The 24,911-nt window shown below is 70.7% G+C and carries 1 protein-coding gene (only partly in view); it reads right to left on the bottom strand.

Annotated features, from left to right (window positions below; genetic code table 11):
- A protein-coding gene (locus tag EBN03_RS20465; protein ID WP_122189663.1) for a non-ribosomal peptide synthase/polyketide synthase crosses the window boundary here: on the bottom strand, positions 1-24,911 show its 5' portion. The gene continues 19,219 nt to the left of window position 1, outside the view; 24,911 of the gene's 44,130 nt are visible here — the first part of the coding sequence; its start codon is at positions 24,909-24,911; its stop codon lies beyond the left edge, outside the window.

Genomic DNA, 24,911 nt, shown 5'->3' with positions numbered 1-24,911 from the left:
CCGCCCTCCACCCGCGCGCCGTAGGCGACCATGATGTCTCGGGTCAGCGGGCCCATGGAGAAGCCGTCGGCCGAGATGTGGTGCACCACCAGCGCCAGCACGTGCTCGGTCGGGCTGAGCTCGAACAGCCGGGCCCGCACCGGAGCCGCGGCGGTGACGTCGAATCCGGCCCGCACCAACTCGGTGAGCCGCGAGGGCAATTCGGCCGCGTCCACCTCGACCGGAGTCAGAGCGGGCACGACCTGTTCGGTGGGGAGGATCTCCTGGTGTGCCGTGCCGTCCAGGTCGGGGTAGCGCGTGCGCAGCGCCTCGTGCCGGGCCAGGACATCGGCCACCGCGACCTGCAGTGCCTGCCGGTCGAGCAGGCCGGACAACCGCACCGCGACCGGGATGTTGTCGACCGCTGACTCCGGGTCGAGGCGGTTGAGGAACCACATCCGGCGCTGGGCCAGCGACAGCGGTACCAGCGCCGGCCGCTGCTGCGGGACCAGGGCCGAGTGCGAGCCGGCGCCCGCCCCGGACTCGGCGTGCGCGGCCAGGGCGGTGACCGTTGCGGCGGCGAAGATCTCGCGCACCCCCAGCCGTGCGTCCAGTGCGGCGGACAGCCGGGCCGCGAGCTGGGTGGCCAGCAGCGAGTTACCGCCGAGAGCGAAGAAATCGTCGTCCAGGCCGATGTGCTCGCGGCCGAGGACCTCGGCGAAGACACCGGCCACGATGTGCTCGACCGGTGTGACGGGCGCCCGGAACACCGACGCTGCGAACACCGGCGCGGGCAGCGCCTTGCGGTCCAGCTTGCCGGACGCGTTGAGCGGGAAGGCAGCCAGCACGACGATCACCGCCGGCACCATGTAGGCCGGCAGCCTGGCCCCCAGCTGCTCGCGTACCTCGTCGGTGTCGACGGTGAGCCCGGGCGCGGCGACCACGTAGGCCACCAGCTGGTCGCCGGCGTGCGGGTCGGAACGCACCACCACGACCGCCTGCGCGATCTCGTCCAGCGCGGTGGCCGCGGCTTCGATCTCGCCGAGCTCGATCCGTAGACCGCGCAGTTTGACCTGGAAGTCGGTGCGGCCCAGGTACTCCAGTTCGCCGTCGGCGTTCCAGCAGACCAGGTCACCGGTCCGGTACATGCGCGCGCCGGCGGCGATCCGCCCGGCCTGTTCGGCGGCGAACGGATCGGCCACGAAACGGTCCGCAGTCAAGTCGGGGCGCGCTACGTACGCGGTGGCGAGCTGATCGCCCGCCAGATAGAGCTCACCCGCGACACCCACCGGCACCGGCCGCAGCCGGCCGTCGAGCACGTAGACCCGGGTGTTGGCGACCGGACGCCCGATCGGCACGGTCTCCACGTCCGCCGCGCCGACCGCGTGGTAGGTCACGTCGACCGCGGCCTCGGTGGGGCCGTACAGGTTGTGCACGGCCGCGCCGGTCAGCTCACGCAGGCGGTGCGCGGGCCGGGGCGGCAACGCCTCACCGGAGGCGAACACCAGCCGGAGCCCAGATTCGGCTGCGGCGGAACGGTTTTCCAGCTCAGCCACGAAGACGGTGAGCATAGAGGGCACGAAGTGGGTGACCGTCACGCCCTGCGCCGCGATCAGGTCGGCGAGGTAGGCGGGGTCGCGGTGGCCGTCCGGCTTCGCGATCACCAGCCGGGCCCCGATCTGCAAGGGCCAGAAGAACTCCCACACCGACACATCGAAGGTCGACGGCGTCTTCTGCAGGACGGTATCCGCGTCGGTGAGCCGATATTCGTCCTGCATCCACACCAGGCGGTTGACGATCGCGGCGTGGCTGACCGCCACGCCCTTCGGGCGCCCGGTGGAACCCGAGGTGAAGATGACGTAAGCGGTGTTCTCCGGCCGCAACGGCGCGCGCCGGTCGGCGTCGGTCAGCGGAGCGCCGTCGTAGGCCAGCAGGTCGACCAGGTCGATCCGCGCCTGTGGCGTATCGATGGCCAGGTCGTCGCCGGAGGTCAGCACGCAGATCGGATCCGCGGTCGCCAGAATGTATGCCGAGCGTTCGGCGGGGTGATCGGGGTCCAGCGGCACGTAGGCGGCGCCGGCCACGACCACCGCGTACATGCCGACCAGCAGGTCGATCGAGCGCCGCATACCCAGCGCCACCACCGATTCCGGGCTCACGCCACGCTCGATGAGCCAGCGGGCCAGCTTGTTCACCCGCAGCCCGAACTCGGCGTAGGACAGACTCGTCCCCTCGAAGCTGATCGCGACCGCGTCCGGGGTGCGCTGGGCCTGCGCCTGGAACAGCGAGATCAACGTCGCCGCGCGGTCGATCGGGCGCGCGGTGTCGTTGCGGGTCGCCACGAGGAGCCGGCGTTCGGCGGGGTCCAGCAGTTCGAGGGCGTCGACCGGTGCGTCCACCGCGGTGGTCAGCACGGTCAGGACCCGGATCAGGCGCTCGGCCAGCCGGGCGACGGTGTCGGCGTCGAACAGATCGCGCAGGTATCCGGCCCGGATCCGCAACGTGCGGTCCAGCTGGGCGATCAGGGTCAGCGGATAGTGGGTGGCGTCGGCGGCGTCCAGTCCGGTGACCGCCATGCCGTCGATATCGGCGGCCTGGGCCGCGATCCCGTCGGCGTCGACCGGATACGACTCGAACACCACGAGCGTGTCGAACAGCCCGCCGATACCGGCCGCGGCCTGGATCTCGGCCAGCCCGATGTAGTGGTGGTCGAGCAGATCCGCCTGCTCGCCCTGGGTGCGGGTCAGCAACGCGCGCGCGGATTCGCCGGGCGCGACCCGGATCCGCACCGGCACGGTGTTGATGAACAGGCCGACCATGTCCTCGACACCGGTCAGCTGCGCGGGCCGGCCGGAGACCGTGGTACCGAACAGCACATCGTCGCGACCGGTCATGCGGCCCAGCACGATTCCCCACGCGGTCTGCAGGACGGTGTTCGGTGTGACCCCGAGCTCGGTGGCCACGGCGATCAGCCGGGCCGTGGCCGCGGCGTCCAGTTCGAAGAGGTACTCACCGGACAGTGTGGTGAGCTCGCGGCCGGCAGCCGGCCGGGCGAGCAGCGTCGGCTCCGAGCTGCCGTGCAGCGCCCGCGTCCACGCGGCCAGCGCGGCCGAATGATCCTGCTGGGCAACCCAGTCCAGGAAGTGCCGGTAGGACCGGACCGGCGGCAGCGTCTCGGCGTCGGAGCGAGTCGCGTACAGCACCACCAGGTCCCGCATGAGCAGCGGCATGGACCAGCCGTCGAGCACGATGTGGTGGTTGGACACCACCAGCGACCATTCGGCGTCACCGACCCGCAGCAGCGTGAACCGCAGCAGTGGCGGCCGCGCCAGGTCGAACGGACGTGTCCGGTCCGCGGCGATCAGCTCGGCGGCCGCCGGTGTGTCCGGTCCGGTTGCCCGGCAGTCGAATTCGGACCAGTCGACCGGCACATCGTCGAGTACCAGCTGAGCGGGATTGCCGCGGTCGTCGGCCACGAACGCCGTGCGGAGGCTGTCGTACCGGTCCAGCAGCGCCTGCGCCGCATCCCGCAGCCGGTCGGCGTCGACCCGGCCGGTGAGGGTGAGCACCACTTGCGCCGTGTACACGTCGACCGACCCGGCCGCCAGCTGGGCGTGGAAGAGCAAGCCGCCCTGCAGCGCCGACAGCGACCAGACCTCGCGCAGTGCCGGATATCCCCGCTCCCAGCGGTCGATATCGGCCTGGGTGATCCGGACCAGCGGGAAATCGGACGGCGTGTGCCCGCCCGAGCCGACCGAACCAGCATGCTGCGCAACCGCTTCCAAAGCCTGTGTCCACAGGTCACCGAACTGGGTGACCTGGTCGGCGTCGAACAGTGTTGCCGGATAGCCGATCCGGGCGCTGAACCGGTCACCGACGACGATGGCATTGATATCCAGCGGCGCCATGGCGGGCAGATCCGCGTCGTAGGCACCGGCGAGATCGCCGAGCTCGGCCGCGGGGGTCCAGCCGAAGCCTCGCAGCGCGTCCGGCACCTCGGTAGCGCCGATCCGGCCCAGGTAGTTGAAGCTGATCTGGCCCGGCAGCTGCACCGGCAGACCGGCGGCGGTCTCCTCGTTCAGGTAGCGGAGCAGACCGTAGCCCAGGCCCTTGTCCGGCACCGCGAGCAACTGCTCCTTGACCGCCTTGATCGCCCGGCCGGTCTCGGGACCACCGGCCAGCGCGGCATCGATGTCGATGCCGGACAGGTCGAAGCGCACCGGGAAGATCGCGGTGAACCAGCCGACGGTCCGGGACAGGTCGGCACCCGGGACCAGTTCCTCCTCGCGCCCGTGGCCTTCCAGCCGCAGCAGCGCCGAGCGCCCGCCGTCGATGCCGAGCCGGTTCCGCCAGACAGTGACCGCCAGGGCCAGCGCGGCCAGCAGGCCGTCGTTCACGCCGCCGTGGAACAGCGCGGGCACCGTGGTGAGCAGCGCGCGGGTGGCCTGGGCGGACAGCTCCACCCGGTGGTGCGCGACCACCGCGGTGATATCGACCTCCGGGTCGAACGGACGGTGGGTCAGCAGCGGATCGGGTCCGTCGACGAGGTCGCGCCAGAAGTCCAGTTCGGCCGTCCGGTCCCGGGCGACCCGTTCCAGCGCGTGCGCCCAGGTGCGCATGCTGGTCGCGGGCGCGACCAGTTCCGGCACCCGGCCACCGGACACCTGCGCCCAGGCAGTGACGAAGTCCGGCACCAGGATTCGCCAGGACACCCCGTCGACTACGAGGTGGTGGGCGGCGACGATCAGGCGCCCCGGGCGGGCGGGACCGCCGTCGAGCCAGGCGAACCGGATCACCACGCCCGCTTCGGGATCCAGCCGGTCGAGCGTGGCATCCAGTGCGGCAGCGGCGATCTCGGCGAGTTCGGCATCCGAGACGGCCGGATCGAAGGCGGTGTGGTCGACGAGCGCGTCGACGTCGATCGTGCCCGGCGCCGCGGTCTCGACGATCCATTCGGCCCCGGCGTGCCGGCGCAGCCGCGCCCGCAGCATGTCGTGCCGGTCGAGCACGGCGGCCGCGGTGGCGACGATCCCGGCCCGGTCGATGCCCGGCGGCAGCTCCAGCGCCAGGGTCTGGTTGAACCTTCGGTAGGAGCCCGGCCGCTCGACCATGAACCGCACCACTGGGGTGAGCGGCATGACACCGACCCCGCCACCGGGCAGTTCGGCCAGCACGGGCGACGAATCACGCTGTCCGTCAGCGGTTTCGGCGACCGACGCGAGCCCGGCCACGGTCCGCTGCTCGAACACGTCGCGCGGACCGAACAGCACGCCGCGTGCCTTGGCGCGCGAGACCAGCTGGATGGAGACGATCGAATCGCCGCCCAGGGCGAAGAAGGAGTCGTCGATCCCGACCCGGTCCGCACCGAGGACCTCGGCGAACACCTCGGCAATGGTGTGCTCGAGCGGGTTGCGCGCCGCCCGGAACGCCACCTCGGTGGCGAACACCGGTTCGGGCAGGGCCTTGCGATCCAGCTTGCCGACCGGCGTCAGCGGGATCCGGTCGATAACCATGATCGACGACGGCACCATGTAGGCGGGCAGCCGCTGCCCGAGGTGTTCGGTCAGGGCCGCGACGTCGACGTGCGCACCGGGGGCAGCGTCCGGGTCGGCCGTGGTGTCCGGCCCGGCGGGTGTGGCACGCTTCGTTCCCACCACGTACGCGACCAGCGCGGTGGACCCGGCGGGGTTGCGGTGGCCGACGGTGACCGCGAAGTCGACACTGTCGTGCGCGGCCAGGGCCGCGTCGATCTCGCCGAGCTCGATCCGGAAACCGCGCACCTTCACCTGGAAGTCGGAGCGTCCGACGTACTCGACCTCACCGTGGTGGGTCCAGCGCACCACGTCACCGGTCCGGTACATGCGCTCACCGGGAGCGTGCGGGTCGGCGACGAAGCGGGCGGCGGTGAGCCCGGGCCGCGCGTGATAGCCACGAGCCAGCTGGATCCCGGACAGGTACAGCTCGCCGGCCACCCCGACGGGCACCGGCCGCAGGCGGGCGTCCAAGATCAGCGACTGCATACCGCGGATCGGGCCACCGATGGTGACCTGGTCGCCGGGCGCCAGCGGATCGCTGATGTTCGTCATGACCGTAGTCTCGGTCGGCCCGTAACCGTTGTAGAAGCGCCGATTGCGGGCCGATGCGCCTTCCGTCCCGCCCGGATCGCCCGCATTCTCCTGTGCCCCACCGAATTTCGTCACCAGATCGGCGGGGACCGCCTCACCACCGGCAACGATCACCCGCATACCCGCGAGCGCGCCGGAGTCCAGCGACGCCAACACCGACGGCGTGACGAAGGCATGCGTCACCCGTTCCCGCTGGATCAGCTCCGCGAGCTCGGCACCGCCGTACACCCCGGTCGGGCACACCACGAGCGTGCCGCCACCGCCGACGGCGAGCAGGAACTCCAGGATCGACGCGTCGAAGCTGGGCGACGCGAAGTGCAGTGCCCGCGTATCGGAATCGAGGTCGTAGCGGGCGTTCTGCTCGGCCCGGAAGTTGGCCAGACCGGCATGGGTGACCACCACGCCCTTGGGCACACCGGTGGAACCCGAGGTATAGATGACATACGCCGGATGCTGCGGCAGCACCGGGCGCACCCGGTCGGCCTGGCGCACCGGTCCGGCCGCGAAACCGGACAGGTCCAGCTCGTCGAGGACCAGCCAGTCCACCGAATCGGGCAGCTCACCACGGACCGCGGAGACGGTCACACCGAGCGGCGACCCGGAATCGGTGACCATGTGCGCGATCCGGTCCGCCGGGTACGCCGGGTCGACCGGAACGAACGCCGCACCCGACTTCGACACCGCCCACTCCGCGAAGTAGGACTCGTCCGATCGCGGCACCGCCACCGCGACCAGGTCTTCGGCACCGATCCCCCGCTCGATCAGCAAGCGCGCCAGCCGGTTCGAGCGTTCGTCCAGCTCACCGTAGGACGTGGTCCGGCCCTCGAACACCACGGCCGGAGCCTGCGGATCCCGAATCACGGCCTCCGCCAGCAACTCCGGCAGGATCCGCGGCTCCTCGGCCGCCAGCCCGGCGCGAGTGACCAGTTCGGCCCGCTCGGTCTCGTCGAGAATGTCGATGGCGCCCACCGGGATCGACGGGTCGGCCGCGATCGCGGCCAGTACCCGCAGCCATCGCTGCACGATCTCGGCGACCGTGGTCTCCTCGAACAGATCGGTGGCGTAGGTCAGGGCCAGTTCCAGGCCGGCGGACGGCCCGGCGCCTCCGGTGGACAGCTCCGACAGCGTGAACTGCAGGTCGAAGCGGGCGATGTTCTCTTCCAGGTCCAGCGCCGACACGGTCAGCCCGGGCAGTTCCAGGGTGGCGCGGTCGAGGTTCTGGAAGGCCAGCATCACCTGGAACAGCGGACTGCGGGCCTGGGAACGTTGCGGCGCAAGGAGTTCCACGAGCCGTTCGAACGGCACATCGGCATTGCCGAAGGCTTCCAGGTCGGTGTGGCGCACCCGGTCCAGCAGGGCGCTGAACGGTTCGGTGGCGTCCAGGCCGGTCCGCAGCACGAGGGTGTTGACGAACATGCCGACCAGGTCGTCGAGGGCGGCCTCACCGCGGCCCGCGATCGGGGTGCCGACGGCGACGTCGTCACCACCACCCAGCCGGCCCAGCAGGACCGCGAGCGCGGCGTGCAGCACCATGAACAGCGACGCGTGCTGACCGCGCGCGACCTCTTCGAGCGCGACGATCAGCTCGGGCGGCAGGGTCGCCGTGACGGTCGCGCCGCGATGCGAGGCCACCGGCGGCCGGGGCCGGTCGGCGGGGAGGGCGAGCTCGTCGGGCAGCCCGGCGAGCATCCGCTGCCAGTGGCCGACCTGCCGGGCCAGCAATGATTCCGGGTCGTCCTCGGCACCCAGTACCTCGCGCTGCCAGAGCGCGAAGTCGGCGTACTGCACCGGCAGCGGCGCCCAGCCCGGGGCACTGCCCTGGGTGCGGGCGGTGTAGGCGGTCATGACGTCACGGGCCAGCGGGCCCATGGAGAAGCCGTCGGCGGCGATGTGGTGCACCACTACGACGAGCACGTGTTCGGCGGCCGCCGACCCCACGCGTTCACTGTCGCGGCCGCCCATGTCCACTCGGAACAGCCGGGCGCGCAACGGAACCCGCTCGGCGACGTCGAATCCGGCACCGACGAAGTCGAGGACGGCGGTGTCGAGCTGGGTATCGGAGACCGGGTAGGCGCGCAGATCCAGCACGATCTCGTCGGCGGGCACCACCACCTGCATCGGGGTGCCACCGTGGTCGGGGTAGCGGGTGCGCAGCGACTCGTGCCGGCGCACCACGTCGTGGATGGCCAGTTCCAGTGCGGCACGGTCGAGTTCACCGGACAGCCGGATCGCCAGCGGCAGGTTGTAGGCCGCCGAGCCGGTGTCGTACTGGTTGAGGAACCACATGCGCTGCTGCGCGTAGGACAGCGGCACCGGCGCGCCGGCCGCTCGGGTGCGGGCCGCGAGCCCGGGCCGGGCCTCGGTGCCACCGGTGTGGGTGTCCAGCCGCGCCGCCAGCGCCTCCACGGTCGGCGCCTCGAACAGGGTCCGGACCGGAACGGTCACGCCGAGCGCGGCGCCGATCCGGGAGACCACGCGGGTCGCACTCAGCGAATTGCCGCCGAGGGCGAAGAAGTCGTCGGCGAGGCCGGCTCGCTGCAGGCCGAGGACCTCGGCGAAGACGGCGGCGACGGCCTCCTGGGCCGGGGTGCCGGGTGCGCGGAAGACCCGCGTGTGGGCGGCCGGTGCGGGCAGTGCACGGCGATCGAGTTTGCCGTTGACGGTCAGCGGGATCGTGTCGAGCAGCACCAGGCCCGTCGGCACCATGTACCCGGGCAGCACGTCGGCGGCGCCGTCGCGCACCGATTCCAGATCGAGTTCCACGTCGGGGGCGGGCACCAGATAGGCGACGATCCGCTGATCACCGGGCTGGTCCTCGCGCACGATCACCGCCGCCTGCGCGACACCCGGCTGCGCCAGCACCGCGGCCTCGATCTCACCCAGCTCGATCCGGAACCCACGCACCTTCACCTGGTCGTCGGCCCGACCCAGATACTCCAGTTCCCCGAAGCGATTCCAGCGCGCCAAGTCGCCGGAACGATAGAGCCGCTCACCGGCCGGGCCCATCGCGTCGGCCACGAACCGGGAGGCGGTCAGATCCGGGCGCCCCAGATAGCCGCGCGCCAATTGCGATCCCGCGACATAGATTTCACCCGCGACACCGACCGGCACGGGCTGCAGCCGGCCGTCGAGGACGTACACCCGCAGACCGGCGATGGCCCGGCCGACGACGGAACCACTTGCAGTGGCGATAGTTTCGGCATCCAGCACCCGATGCGAGACGTGCACCGTGGTCTCGGTGATGCCGTACATGTTCACCAGCCGCGGTGCCGAGTCACCGTGGCGGGCAACCCAATCCGCGAGCCTGCGCAGTTCCAGCGCCTCACCGCCGAACACCACGTAACGCAACGACAGCGGCGCAACCGCGGCCGGGCGGGCATCGAAACCGGTGGGCGCGGCATTGCGGTCGGCTTCGGCGAGTTGATAGAACGCCGACGGAGTCTGATTGAGAACCGTCACCCGCTCCCGACGCAACAACTCCAGGAACAACTCCGGCGAACGCGACACGTAATAGTCGACGACCACCAAAGTCCCACCGAACAGCAACGGACCCCACAGCTCCCACACCGAGAAGTCGAACGCGAACGAATGGAACAACGTCCACACGTCGTCGGGACCGAACCCGAACTCGGCATCGGTATTCGCGAACAGCCGCACCACATTCCGGTGCTCGACCGCCACACCCTTCGGCCGCCCGGTCGAACCCGACGTGTAGATCACATACGCCACATCGTCGGCGGACAATGCCTCACGCCGATCGGCGTCCGTCACGGGGCTCTCGCCCGCGTCGACCAGATCGGGTGCGTCGATCCCGAACACGTCGGCCCGGATCACCGGCAGCTCGGCGGGCAGTTCGACCCGCACGGTGCGGTCGACGACCAGGCTCGACGGCCGCGCGTCGGCCAGGACGTAGGCGATCCGCTCGGCCGGGTAGGCCGGATCGATCGGCACGTACCCCGCGCCCGACTTGATCACCGCCAGCAGCGCCACCACCAGGTCCAGCGAGCGCGGCAGCAGGACCGCCACCAGCGCACCCGGGCCGGCCCCCTCGGCGATCAGCTTGCGCGCCAACTGATTCGCCCGCTGGTCGAGTACGGCGTAGGTCATGGTGTCGTCGCCGAACTTCACCGCCACCCGGTCCGCGTGCGCGCGCACCGCGGCGTCGAACAGATCCGACAGGGTGAGCGCGGGGTCGGTGAAGCGCGTCGCCGCGCTCGGGGTGCCGACCCAGCGCTCGGCGACGTCGCGCCGCTCGGTCTCGCCGAGCAGGTCGATCGCGCCGACGATCACCGCCGGCTCGTCGGCCACGGCCCGCAGGATCCGCAGGAACCGGTCGGCGAAGGACGCGGCGGTGTCGCGGTCGAACAGGTCGGTGGCGTAGGTCCACGACATCCGCAGGCCGCCGCCGAGCAGCTCGCCGACGGTCAGCTGGAGATCGAATTTCGCTGTCCCCGGGTCGATGTCGAGCGCGGCGAGTTCCAGCCCGGGCAGGCTCGCCCTGGTAGCGTCGGCGGCGCCGGTTGCCTCGAAGGTCAGCGCGACCTGGAACAGCGGGTGGTGCGCCTGCGACCGGACCGGGCTGAGCACATCCACCAGGCGTTCGAACGGCACGTCCGCGTGCGCGAACGCGGCGAGGTCGGTGCGCCGCACCTCGTCCAGCAGCGCGGTGAATTCGGCCCCCGCGGGTACCGGGGTGCGCAATACCAGGGTGTTGACGAACATGCCGACCAGGTCGTCGAGTTCACGCGCACCGCGACCCGCGATCGGGGTGCCGATCGCGATATCGGTGCTGCCCGACATCCGCGCGGCCCAGGTCGCGAGCGCCGCGTGCACCAGCATGAACAGCGTGACCGCGCGTTCGCGCGCCAATGCGGTGAGTTCCGCGTGCAGCTCGGCGTCTACGGAGAAGTGGTGCGTGGCACCGGCATTCGTGGCGATCTCGGGCCGGGACCGGTCGGCGGGCAACTCGAGCACGCCGGGGAGCTCGCGCAGCTGTCGCGACCAGTAGGCGATCTGCTGCGCCGCAAGCGATTCCGGATCGGATTCGGCGCCCAGCACGCGGTGCTGCCAGCGCGTGTAGTCGATGTACTGGACCGGCAACGGTTCCCACGCCGGTGCGCGGCCGCGCACCCGTTCGGTGTAGGCCGCCACCACGTCCCGCAGCAGCGGGCGTAGCGAGAAGCCGTCGCCGCTGATGTGGTGCACAACCAGGACCAGTACGTGTTCGGTTGCGGCCGTGCCAGATTCGACGTGCAGCAGGTTCGCCCGGAACGGGATCTCCCGGGTGACGTCGAAGAACACCCCCGCCAGCTCGGCGATCCGGTCCGGAAGCGACTCGGCCGCAACCGGTTCGGAGGTCAGCTCGAACGGCACCTCGGCGGCCGGAATCACCTGCTGGTAGCCGACACCACCTTGTTCGGGATAAACCGTGCGCAGCACCTCGTGCCGGGCGATCACGTCCCGGATAGCCGCGGCGAACGCCATCCGGTCCAGGTCGCCGGTGAGCCGCACGGCAACCGGGATGTTGTGCACCGCGGTCGCGGGGTCGAAGCGGTTGAGGAACCACATCCGTTGCTGCGCGGGCGACAACGGCGCCGGGCCGCCGCCGCGCCCGGCCGCGGTCAACGGCACCCGGCCGCCGGTCCCGGCCCGCGATTCCAGCCGGGCGGCGAGCCCGGCCACCGTGGCGGCCTCGAACAGCAGCCGCACCGGAACCTCGGTGTCGAGCGCGGCTCCCAGCCGGGCCGCGACCTGGGTGGCCAGCAGCGAGTTGCCGCCGAGCGCGAAGAAGTCGTCGTCCAGGCCCACCCGGTCGGCGCCGATCAGGTCGGCGAACACCTCGGCCACGGCCTGCTCCACCGAGGTCGCCGGGGCGCGGAACGCCGCCATCGCGAAGGACGGCTCCGGCAGCGCCTTGCGGTCCAGCTTGCCGGATGCGTTGAGCGGGAACGCTTCCAGGAGCACGAAGGCGGCCGGCACCATGTACGACGGCAGGCGCGCGCCCAGTTCGGCGCGGACCGCGTCCAGGTCGAGGACGCCGGGCGCGGGGATCAGGTAGGCGACGAGCTGGTCGCCGGTGCGCGGGTCGGCCCGCACCACGACCACGGCCTGCGCGACGGCGGGCAGCGCGGTCAGCGCCGACTCGATCTCACCCAGCTCGATCCGAAGACCGCGCAGTTTGACCTGGAAGTCGGTGCGGCCCAGGTATTCCAGCTCACCGGCGGGAGTCCAGACCACCGCGTCACCGGTGCGGTAGAGGCGGTCGGCGACGGCGAACGGGTTCGCGACGAAACGCTCGGCGGTCAGGGTGGGACGCCCCACATAGCCGCGGGCGAGCTGGGCGCCGGCCAGATACAGCTCACCCGGCACACCCACCGGAACCGGCCGCAACCGCCCGTCCAGCACGTACACGCGGGTGTTGAACACCGGGGCACCGATCGGCACCGAGGTGGTGTCGGCGGCGGTGACCTCGTGATAGGTGACGTCGACCGCGGCCTCGGTGGGCCCGTACAGGTTGTGCAGCCGGGCCGCGGTCAGCTCCCGCAGGCGCTGCGCGGTGGTCGCGGGTAGTCCCTCACCGGAGGCGAACACGTGGCGCAGGGTCGAGGTGGCGGCGGCCGCGGTCGGCTCCGCCACGAATACCGCCAGCATGGACGGCACGAAGTGAGTGACGGTGACGCCCTCGGCCGCGATCAGCGCGGCCAGGTAGGCCGGGTCGCGGTGGCCGTCGGGCCGGGCGACGACGAGGCGGGCGCCGACCTGCAAGGGCCAGAAGAACTCCCACACCGACACGTCGAAGGTGGCGGGGGTCTTCTGCAGCACCACGTCGTCGGCGGCGAGGCCGTACTGGGCATGCATCCAGACCAGGCGGTTCACGATCGCGTCGTGTGCGACGGCCACGCCCTTGGGCCGGCCGGTGGAACCGGAGGTGAAGATGACGTAGGCGGTGTGCTGTGGCCGCAGTGGCGCGGTCCGGTCCGCGTCGGTGAGCGGGCCGCCGGGGTAGCCGGACAGGTCGAGCTCGTCGATCCGCAGTTGCGGCACAGTGGCTTCCGCGATCCCGGACAGTCCCGCGTCGGTGGTCAGCACGCACACCGGCTGCACGGTGTCGAGAATGTAGGCGATGCGTTCGGCCGGATGGTCGGGATCCAGCGGCAGGTAGGCACCACCGGCCGCGGTCACCGCGTACATGGCCACGACCAGCTCGATCGAGCGCCGCATACCCAGTGCGACAAGCGATTCCGGACCGACCCCGGCAGCCACCAGGTGGCGGGCCAGCTGCCGCACCCGGACCGCGAACTCGGAGTAGGACAGACTCGTCCCCTCGAAGCTGACCGCGACCGCGTCCGGCGTGCGCGCGACCTGCGTCTCGAACAGCGACACCAGGGTCGCGGCCGCGTCGTCGGACACCGTCGGCAGCGCGGCGTCGATCGGGAAGACCGTGTCGTTCCACCGCCGCAGCACCAGATCGGCTTCGCCGGCGGCCAGCACCGGCAGCTCCCCTACCGGCTGAGTCGGGTCGGCGGCGACCGCGCCCAGCACCCGCAGGAAGCGGCCGGCGAACGCCGCCGCGAAGCCGGCGTCGAACAGGTCGGTCGCGTACACCAGCTCGGCGGCCATTGCGCCGCCGGCCTCGCTGAGCGTCAGTTGGAGGTCGAATTTCGCTGTCTGCTGGTCGATTCCGAGTTCGGTGACCGACAGCCCGGGCAGTTCGAGCGCGGCCCGGCCCAGATTCTGGAACGACAGCATGACCTGGAACAGTGGGTGCCGGGCCTGCGACCGGGTCGGGTTCAGTACCTCGACCAGCCGCTCGAACGGCAGATCGGAGTGACCGAAGGCGGCCAGGTCGCGTTCGCGGGCCTGCGCCAGCAGATCGGCCACCGCGGCGGCGGTGTCGACCTCGGTGCGCAGCACGAGCGTGTTGACGAACATGCCGACCAGGTCGTCGAGCGCGCGGTCACCGCGGCCCGCGACCGGGACGCCGATCGCGATGTCGGCGGTGCCGCTCAGGCGGGCCAGCAGTGCGGCGAACGCGGTGTGCACCACCATGAACAGGGTGCCGCCGTGTGCGCGGGCGACCCGGGTCAGCGCCTCGATCACCTCTGCGGGCACCACGAAGCGGTGGGTGCCCGCGCGGTAGCCGGCGACTGCGGGCCGCGGGCGAGCCGCGAGCCGCAGTTCGTCGGGCAGTCCGGCCAGCGCGCCGCGCCAATAGTCGAGTTGGGTGCTGCTCAGCGCGGACGGGTCCTGCTCGAGGCCGAGCGTTTCGCGCTGCCACTGGGCGTAGTCGGCATACTGCACGGGCAGCGGCGCCCACCCGGGCTCCGAGCCCGCACTGCGGGCCAGGTACGCGGTCATCAAGTCACGCACCAGCGGCGTCATGGAGAAACCGTCGGCGGCGATGTGGTGCACCACCGCGACCAGGACGTGTTCGGTGGCGGTGAGCCGGAACAGCCGCAACCGGACCGGGGTCTCAGTGGCGACGTCGAAGCCACGGGCGGCGAATTGTGTGACGGCCGTGAACAATCCGGCGTCCGTCGCCGCGACGGCGGTGAGTTCCGGTAGCGCCGCGCTCGTGGGCAGCACCCGCTGGAACGGAACCCCGTCGTGCGCGGGGTAAACGGTCCGCAGCGATTCGTGGCGGGCGACTACGTCGGCGACGGCCGCGCGCAGCGCGTCGGGATCGAGGGTGCCGCTGAGCCGCACCGCGACGGGGATATTGTCCGCGGCGCTGCCCGGGTCGAAGCGGTTGAGGAACCAGATCCGCTGCTGTGCCGGCGACAGCGGCGGATATTCCGGCCGGATTCCGGCGGTGAGTGCCCGGCGCGCACCGGATCCCGCTCGCGATTCGACCCGCGCGGCCAGGGCGGCGACCGTGGGCGCCTCGAACAGCGCGCGCACCCCGATCTCGGCGGTCAGCGCGGCGCCGAGCCGGGCCACCACCTGGGTGGCGATCAGCGAGTTGCCGCCGAGTTCGAAGAAGTCGTCGTCCACGCCGATCCGGGGGCGGCCGAGCAGGTCGGCGAAGACGCCGGCCACGATCTCCTCGATCGGGGTCGACGGCGCCCGGAAGCGGCGCGCCTCGAACACCGGAGCCGGCAACGCACGCCGGTCCAGCTTGCCGGAAGCGTTGAGCGGGAAGCTGTCCAGTACCACCAGTGCGGCGAGCACCATGTACGACGGCAGCGACCGCCCCAGCGCGGCCTTCACCGCGTCGACCGCGACCGCGGTGTCCGGTTCGGGCACCACGTACCCGACCAACTGGTCGCCGGAGTGCGGGTCGGTGCGCACCACGACCACCGACTGTGCGATACCGGGCTGCGCCGCAAGCGCCGCCTCGATCTCGCCGAGTTCGATCCGCAGACCACGCAGCTTCACCTGGAAGTCGGTGCGGCCCAGGTATTCCAGTTCGCCGTCGGCGCTCCAGCGGACCAGGTCGCCAGTACGATAGAGGCGATCACCTGGGGTGGGGAAGCCTGGATTGGGGCGGGCTCGAGCCGCGATGTGGGCAGAACCAGTGACGTTACTGCGCGCGGTCCCAGTGCCTGGGTCGGTGCCGTCCCGCAATGCGATCTCGCCGGGAACGGCGCTGTCGGCATCCGCCGCCTTCGAGTTCGCGGTGGGTGCGGTGAAAGGGTTCGAGGCGGATTCAGTGGCGGCGCCGAACGAGTTCGCGGCGGATTCGGTATCCGTGGCAAAGGAATGCGCGGTGGATTCAGTGGCCGTGGCGAACGAGTCCCCGGCGGATTCGGTGGCCGTGGCGAACGAGTCCCCGGCGGATTCAGTGGCCGTGGCGAACGAGTCCCCGGATTCAGTGCGTGCGGTGAAGGGGTTGGCGATGAAGCGTTCAGCGGTGAGGTCGGGGCGGCCGAGGTAGCCGCGGGCCAGTTGATCTCCGGCCAGGTACAGCTCACCCGCTACGCCGGGGGGGACGGGCTGTAGGCGCGAATCCAGCACGTAGACACGGGTATTCCATACCGGGCGGCCGATCGGCACCGATATCTCGTCGACGCCGGTGACCTCGTGGTGGGTGACATCGACGGCGGCTTCGGTCGGACCGTACAGGTTGTGCAGGCGGGCGCCGGCCGACTCCAGCAGGCGGCGGGCGGTGGCGGCGGGCAGGGCCTCGCCGGAGGCGAATACCTGTCGCAGACCGAGGTTTTCGCGGTGGGCGCCGCCGAGGGCGCCCACGAACACCGAGAGCATCGACGGCACGAAATGCGCTGTGGTGACACCTTCGGTGGCGATCAGCTGCGCCAGGTACACCGGGTCGCGGTGGCCGTCGGGCTTGGCGATCACCAGCCGGGCACCGGTCTGCAAGGGCCAGAAGAACTCCCAGACCGACACGTCGAAGGTGGCGGGGGTCTTCTGCAGCACCGCGTCCACCGGGCCGATCGGGTATTCGTGCTGCATCCACAGCAGCCGGTTGACGATGGCGGCGTGGTCGACCGCGACGCCCTTCGGTCGGCCCGTCGAGCCCGAGGTGAAGATGACGTAGGCGGTGTGGCCGGGCCGGATCGGCCCGCCCCGTTCGGCATCGGTGATCGGCCCGGCGTCGTAGGCGTCCAGGGCCAGGGTGTCGATCTCGAGCACCGACAGGTTGCGGCCGGTGACGAAATCGTCGCGGCCGGTGGTCAATACGACCGCCGGGCGCGCGATGTTGAGCACGTGGTCGATGCGCTCCTCGGGCTGGTCCGGGTCCAGCGGCACGTACCCGCCCCCGGCCTCGAGCACGGCGTACATGGCGACGACCAACTCGAACGACCGCCGGATCGCCAGGGCCACCAGTGATTCCGCGCCGACGCCGAGCGCGATCAGCTTGCGCGCCAGCCGATGCACCCGCTCGGCGAACTCGGCGTAGCTGAGCTGTTCGCCGTCGAAGACCAGTGCCACCGCGTCCGGCGACGCGGCAGCCCGCGCCTCGAACAGGGCGACCAGATCCGTTGCGCTGCCGGGCAATCGACGCGCGGTGGCGTTGCGGGCGGTGAGCACGTCCACGCGTTCGGCGGGCGAGAGCAGGTCGATGGCACCGATCGGAGCCGCGGGATCCGCGACGACGGCAGCCAGCACCAGATCCAGCCGGCGGGCCAGGGCCGCCACGGTCCGCTCGTCGAAAAGGTCGCGCGCATAGGACAGTTCGGCCGACATGCCGGCGGGCTCGCCGTGCTCGTCCGGGGTCTCGCGCAGGGTCAGCTGCAGATCGAACTTGGCGGTGCCGGGGTCGTAGTCGATGGCGTCCACCCGCAGGCCGGGCAGCTCCAGACCGGCGTGCCGGGTGTTCTGGAAGGTCAGCATGACCTGGAACAGCGGGTGCCGCGCCTGCGATCGGGCCGGGTTGAGCACCTCGACCAGCCGCTCGAACGGCACGTCGGCGTGCGCGAACGCGGACAGGTCCCGTTCGCGTGCCTGCGCGAGCAGATCGGCGAAACCGGCATCCGGGTCGATCTCGGTGCGCAACACCAGGGTGTTGACGAACATGCCGATCATGTCGTCGAGCGCGGCCTCACCGCGGCCGGCGACGGGCGTGCCGATCGCGATGTCACCGGTGCCGGACAGGCGGGCCAGCAGCACCGCCAGCGCACTGTGCATGACCATGAACAGCGAGGCGTTGTGCCGCCGGCCCAATTCGATGAGCCGACGCTGGGTTTCGGCGGCGACGACGAACGGGTGACTGCCACCCCGGTAGCTCGCCACCGCCGGGCGCGGCCGATCCGAGGGCAACACCAGCTCGTCGGGCAGGTCCGCCAGGGCCCGGGTCCAGTACCGGATCTGCGCGCTGATCAGCGATTCCGGATCGTCCTCGGAGCCGAGCACTTCGCGCTGCCACAGCGCGTAATCGGCGTACTGGACCGAAAGTTCGTTCCAGGCCGGCTGCTCCCATGAGGTGCGGGCGGCGTAGGCGACCATGACGTCGCGGGCCAGCGGGCCCATGGACCAGCCGTCGGCGGCGATGTGGTGCACCACCATGCCGAGCACGTACTCGGTGCCGCTGATCTCGAAAAGCCGTGCGTGCAAGGGCACTTCGCCGGTCACGTCGAACGCCGTGGACGCCAGTTCGACCAGGTGCTCGAAGAGGTTGGCCTCGGTCACCGGGACCGGGGTGAGGTCCGGAACGATCTGCGCCGCATCGATGATCACCTGGACCGGGCCGTCCCCGGTCTCCGGGAACACGGTGCGCAGCGACTCGTGCCGGTCGATCACGTCGATGACCGCGACCTGCAGTGCGGCCAGATCCAGTTCCCCGGACAGCCGGATTGCGACCGGGATGTTGTTCACCGCCGAGGCGGCCGGGTCGCCGGATCCGGCGGAGAACCGGTTCAGGAACCACATCCGCTGCTGGGCCAGCGACAGCGGAATCTGTTCGGGCCGGGTGCGGGCCACCAGGGCGGTGCGCGCGCCGTCGCCCGCATGTGATTCGACGCGGGCCGCGAGCGCGGCAACCGTACTGGCCTCGAACAACATTCGGACCGGAACCCGGGTGTCGAGGGCGATGCCCAGGCGGGAGGCGACCTGGGTGGCGATCAGCGAGTTGCCGCCCAGTTCGAAGAAGTCGTCGTCGAGTCCGACCCGGGTCTGGCCGAGGACGTCGCCGAAGATCTGCGCGACGATCTCCTCGATCGGCGTGGTCGGCGCCCGGAAGGCCCGCACCTCGACGGTGGGCGCGGGCAGCGCGCGGCGGTCCAGCTTCCCGGAAGCGTTGAGTGGCAGGGCTTCCAGCACCATGAGCACGGAAGGCACCATGTAGGCGGGCAGCCGGCGGTGCAGGGCGGCCTTGATCGGGTCCAGGTCCACCGGGCCCGGTGTGGTGACCAGGTAGCCGACGAGCTGGTCCCCGGCGACGGTGTCGACGACGAGCACCACGGCCTGGTTCACGTTCGGCAGATCCAGCAGCGCGGACTCGATCTCGCCGAGTTCGATCCGCTGGCCGCGGAACTTCACCTGGAAGTCGGTGCGGCCGATGTATTCCAGCGCACCGGATTCCGTCGCGGTCGCCGGTGCCGTCCAGCGCACCAGGTCGCCGGTGCGGTACAGCCGGGACCCGGCGTCTCCGAACGGGTCGGCCACGAAGCGTTCCGCGGTCAGGTCGGGTCGCCCGAAATACCCTCGCGCCACCTGGATTCCGCCCAGATACAGCTCACCGGGCACACCCACCGGCACCGGCCGCAGGCCGGCGTCGAGCACATAGGCGCGGGCGTTGTGCACCGGGCGCCCGATCGGCACCGCGGTGGGCTCGGCGGGCACCGCCGCCGCGGTGGCGTGGACGGTGAATTCGGTGGGGCCGTACAGGTTGTGCACCTCGGCGGCGGAGAACTTGCCGAACGCGGTGACGGTAGCAGGGGGCAGCGCTTCACCGGCCACGAGGACCGCACGCAGCGTAACGTTCTGTGCGGCGGGCGCAGTGGCCGCGAATACCGACAGCATGGACGGCACGAACGAGGTCAGGGTGACCCGGTGGCGGCCGATCAGCTCGGACAGGTAGAGCGGGTCGCGATGCCCGTCGGGCGTCGCGATCACCAGGGTGGCGCCGACCGCGAGCGTGCCGAACAGCTCCCAGACCGAGACGTCGAAGGTCACCGGCGTCTTCTGCAGCACCACGTCGGTGTCGTCGATGCCGTATTCGGTGGTGATCCAGGTGATCTGGTTCAGCACGGCGGCGTGCGAGACCGCCACCCCCTTGGGGCGGCCGGTGGAACCGGAGGTGAAGAGCACGTACGCGGTGCTGTCCGCGAAGAGCGTGCCCCGCCGCTCGGCGGCCGTGATCGGGTCGGCGGAGTAGCCGTCGAGATCCAGCTCGTCGAGCACCACGACGGAGGTGCCGGTGCCGGCCTCGACCCGGTCGGCGGCGGTGGTGAGCAGGCAGACCGGGCGCGACGCGGCCAGCACGTAGTCGGTGCGTTCGGCCGGGTGGTCGGGATCCACCGGCACGTAGCCGCCACCCGCGGCCAGCGTCGCGTAGATGGCGACCAGCATGTCGATCGACCGCCGGATACCCACGGCCACCAGGGATTCCGGGCCCACACCGGCCTCGATGAGGTATCGGGCCAGTCGGTGCACGCGCGCGGCGAACGCTCCGTAGGACAGCTCGGCGACCGTCCCGTCGCCGCCCGGGTCGAAGATCAGCGCGGGCGCGTCCGGCCGCAGTCCGGCCCGGTGGGTGAACAGGTCCAGGACGGTGCCGGACCGGATCGGATGCGCGGTCCGGTTCCAGTCCCCCAGAACGACGGAACGTTCTGCGGCGTCGAGGATTTCGATTTCTCGGACCAGGGTGGTGGGCGCGGCGGCCACCGCGGCGAGCACCCGCAGGTAGCGGCGGCCGAATTCGGTGACGGTCGCCGCGTCGAACAGATCGGTCGCATAGGACACCACGGCCGAGAGGCCGGTCGGTTCCGCCTGCAGCCCACGGTGTTCGGTGAGCGTCCACTGCAGGTCGAACTTGGCGATGTCGACCTCGAGTTCCTCGGCACCGACGGTCAGGCCGTGCGCCTCCATCGAGGCTTGCGCCAGTTCCTGGAACGACAACATCACCTGGAACAGCGGGTGCCGCGCCTGCGAGCGGGTGGGATTGAGCACCTCGACCAGCCGCTCGAACGGGACGTCGGCGTTGGCGAAGGCCACGAGGTCGGATTCGCGGGTGCGGGAGAGGAATTCGGTGAACGGTTCGGCACCCACTACGTGTGAGCGCAGTACCAGGGTGTTGACGAACATGCCGATCAGGTCGTCGAGCGCCTGCTCACCGCGACCCGCCACCGGGGTGCCGATGGCGATATCGGTGGTGCCGCTGAGCCGGGCGAGCAGGATCGCCAGCGCGGAGTGCAGCACCATGAACAGCGAAACACCCTGGGCGCGTGCGAGTGCGGCCAGCTCGGCGTGCAGGTCGGCGTCGATCTCGAACAGCACCCGGGAGCCGCGGAAGGTCTGCACCGCGGGGCGCGGGCGGTCGACGGGCAGGTCGAGCTGGTCGGGCAGTCCGGCGAGTGCGCCACGCCAGTAGTCGATCTCGCGCGCGGCGAGGGATCCGGGGTCGTCCTCGGAGCCGAGCATCGCGCGCTGCCACACGCTGAAGTCGGTGTACTGCACCGGAAGCGGCGCCCAGCCCGGGGCGGAACCGTTCGACCGTGCCAGGTACGCGGCGGCGACGTCGTTGGCGAGCGGGCCGAAGGAGAAGCCGTCGGCGGCGATGTGGTGCACCACGAAGGCGACGGCGTAGTCGTAGCCGGACTCGGGCGAGTCGATCAGCTGGTAGATCCGGACCCGGATGGGCAGTTCCCGGGCGACGTCGAAGCCGCGGGCGGCGAATTCGGCCAGCTCGCGCGGCATCTCGGCCATGGTGAGCGGCGCTACCGGCACCTCGAAGTCGATCTCGTCGATCCCCAGCACCAGCTGATAGCCGCCGGTGCCGGAGGCCGGGAAGACGGTGCGCAGCGACTGCTGCCGCTCGATCACGTCGTGCAGGGCCGTCTGCAGCGCCTCGATGTCGACGGTGCCGCGCATCCGCACCACGAACGGGAGGTTGTAGGTGGGGACCGTCGGGTCGAACTGGTTGAGGAACCACATCCGCTGCTGCGCGGGCGACAGCAGAATCCGTTCGGGCAGTTGCTGAGCCACCAGCGGCGGCCGCGCGGGCTCGCCCGGGCCGGCTGCTTCGACCCGGGCGGCGATCCCGGCCACGGTGGGTGCCTCGAACAGCGCGCGCACTCCGAGCCGGGTGCCGAGGGCGGTGGAGATCCGCGCCACCACCTGGGCGGCGACCAGCGAATTACCGCCCAGGTCGAAGAAGTTGTCGTCGAGGCCGACGGCCTGCTGCCCCAGCACGTCGGCGAGGATCGCCGCGACGACCTCTTCGATCTGCGTTCGCGGGGAACGGAATCCGGTGGCGTCGGCCGTGAACAGCGGTTCCGGCAACGCTTTCCGGTCCAGCTTGCCGGAAGTGTTGAGCGGGAACGCGTCCAGCACCATGACCGAGGCCGGGACCATGTAGCCGGGCAGCTGCTCACCGGCGAACGCGGTCAGCGCGACCGGGTCGATCGAGTTGCCCGGCGCGGCAACGACATACGCCGCCAACTGCTGACCGGTCGCGGTATCGGCCACGAACACCGCGGCCTGGGCCACGGTGGGGTGCGCGAGCAGGACGGTCTCGATCTCACCCAGCTCGATCCGCTGACCGCGGAACTTCACCTGGAAATCGGTCCGACCGATGTACTCCAGCACCCCGGAAGCACTCCACCGCACCAGATCTCCGGTCCGATACATCCGCTCACCCGAACCCGAGAACGGATTGGCCACGAACCGATCCGAAGTCAAATCCGGACGACCCCGATAGCCTCGCGCCAGCTGACGGCCCGACAGATACAACTCACCCGGCGCACCGACCGGAGCCGGACGCAACCGCGAATCCAACACGTACACACCGACGTTCCACTCCGGAACACCGATCGGCACGGTCACCACGTCGGCGGCGGTGACCTCGTGATACGTGACCGATACCGCGGCCTCGGTCGGGCCGTACAGGTTGTGCAGACGGGCCGCGCTGATCTCCCGCAGTGCCGCACCGGTTTCCGGCGGCAGTACCTCACCGATCACGAACACCGCGCGCAGCGTGCGCAGCTGTGCGGCGGTCGCATGGCTGGCGAATACCGTGAGCATGGAAGGCACGAAGTCGGTCACGGTCACGCCGTGCTGTTCGATCATGTCTGCCACGTACAGCGGGTCCCGGTGGCCGTCCGGATCGGCCACGACCAAGCGGGCGCCAGTCAGCAAGGGCAGGAAGTATCCCCACAGCGACACGTCGAACGTGGTCGCGGTCTTCTGCAGATACACATCCGACACGCTCAGCCCGTATTCCTGCAGCATCCACAGCTGCTGGTTCACGATCGCGCGCTGCGAGACGGCGACGCCCTTGGGGCGGCCGGTTGAACCCGAGGTATAGATGACGTAGGCCGTATGGTCCGGGCGCAGCGGGGATCGCCGGTCGGCGTCGGTGATCGGCGCCGAGTCGAATCCGGAGACGTCGACGGTGTCGATCTCCAGCCGCCGGATGGTGGGCGGCAGTTCGAGGCGGTCCGTCGAGACGGTCAGGACACACACCGGCGCAGCCGATTCCAGAATGTAAGCAGTCCGCTCGGCAGGATGATCCGGGTCGATCGGCACATACGCACCACCGGCCTTCACCACCGCATGCATGGCGATCACCAACTCCAGCGACCGACGCAAACCCAACGCCACCAACGACTCCGGACCCACACCGTCGGCGATCAGCAAGCGCGCCAACCGATTCACGCGGGCGCCGAACTCCGCGTAAGTGAGCGTCGCGCCCTGGAACTCGACCGCGATCTCGTCCGGTGTCGCGGCGATCTGCGCGTCCAGCAGGCCCGCGAGGGTGGTCTCGGGGACCTCGTGACCGGCGGCATTCCACTCGACGAGCGTGGCGACCCGTTCCGCGACGGTGGTGATCGGCAGCGCCCACGGACGATCGTCGGTGGCCGCGGCCAGGAATCGGTCGAAGTATTCGAGGAACCGCGAATGATGCTGCTGGGCTTCGGCTTCGGTGTAGAGGTTGGGGTTGGTCTCGAAGTCGATCCGGGTCCGGGTGCCGCCCTGCGTCTGATAGAAGTTGACGCCCAAATCCTCGATCGCGCCGGTCGACAGCACATGCAGCTGCCCCTCCACCGTCCCCAGCGCGAGCCGGTCCTGGAACAGCATGATGTTCACCCAGGGGCCGAAGAACTCGGTGGTCACCACCCCGTCGCCGGCGCTGTCGCGGCGGATGTCCTCGTGCCGGTACCGCTGATGCCGCAGCGCGCCCGAGACCTCGACCGCCACCGCCCGCAGCAGTTCCGCGACCGTGCTGTCGTGGCCCACGCGCAGCCGCAGCGGCACGATATTCGAGACCGCACCACCGGAATTACGCATGGCGGCAGTGGTTCTGGCCGTCACCGGCAGGCTGAGGACGACTTCCTCGCTGCCGGTCCACTGCGCCAGATAGGCGGCGAAGGCAGCCAGCAGCAGGGCGGCCGGAGTTGTGTCGTTCGCCCGAACCGCGTTGGCCAGCAACGCCTCCCGGTCGGCGGACAGCACTTGCGAGACGATGCCGTTGTGCGGGGCGGGCGGGGCGCTGCGTCCGGTCAGGCCGGTGCCCTCGGCCAGGCCCCGCACCCGCTGCGCCCAGTACTCACGGTCGGCGGCGAATCGGGTGCTGTCGCGGTAGTCCAGCTCGGATTCGACCAGGGTGGCCAGCTCGGTGGCGCGGGACGGCGGCGGCTCGAGGCCGGCGACGGCGGCCGAATAGCGCTCGGCGACCCGGGACAGGTTGGTGACCGCGCCGAATCCGTCGAGTGCGATGTGGTGGGCGCGGGTGTACCAGAACCAGCGGTCCACGCTCAGCCGCAGTACCGCGGCCCGGATCAGGCGGTCGGTGAGCAGGTCGAGCGGGCGGCTGTATTCGGCGCGCATCCACGCGTGCGCGGCGGCCTCGGGGTCGGCCTCCGCCCGCAGATCGACCCGGATGACCTTGTCGTGCTGGGCGAGCGCGCGGTCGATGTACTGCATGGGCTCGCCGTCGCGCTCGACGATGCGCAGGAAGCCGGAGCCGAGATCGGAGGCGACGTCGATGCTGGCCTGCTCCAGCAGGTCGACGTCCAGGTCGCCGCGCAGGTCGACATACTGCGCGATGGTGACGGGAACCTGGGGGTCGAGGGCCTGGGCGTACCAGATACCGAGTTGCGCTGGTGAAAGCGGGAAGAGCTCCGTACTGCTCGGCTCGGTTCCTTCAGTGCCAGCTTCGTTGCCGCCGAACTCCCCGCGGTTCAC

Source organism: Nocardia stercoris (assembly GCF_003696265.1).
GTDB lineage: Bacteria > Actinomycetota > Actinomycetes > Mycobacteriales > Mycobacteriaceae > Nocardia > Nocardia stercoris.
Note: the sequence above shows the minus strand (reverse complement) of the source record. Positions and strands in the feature narration are given on the sequence as shown.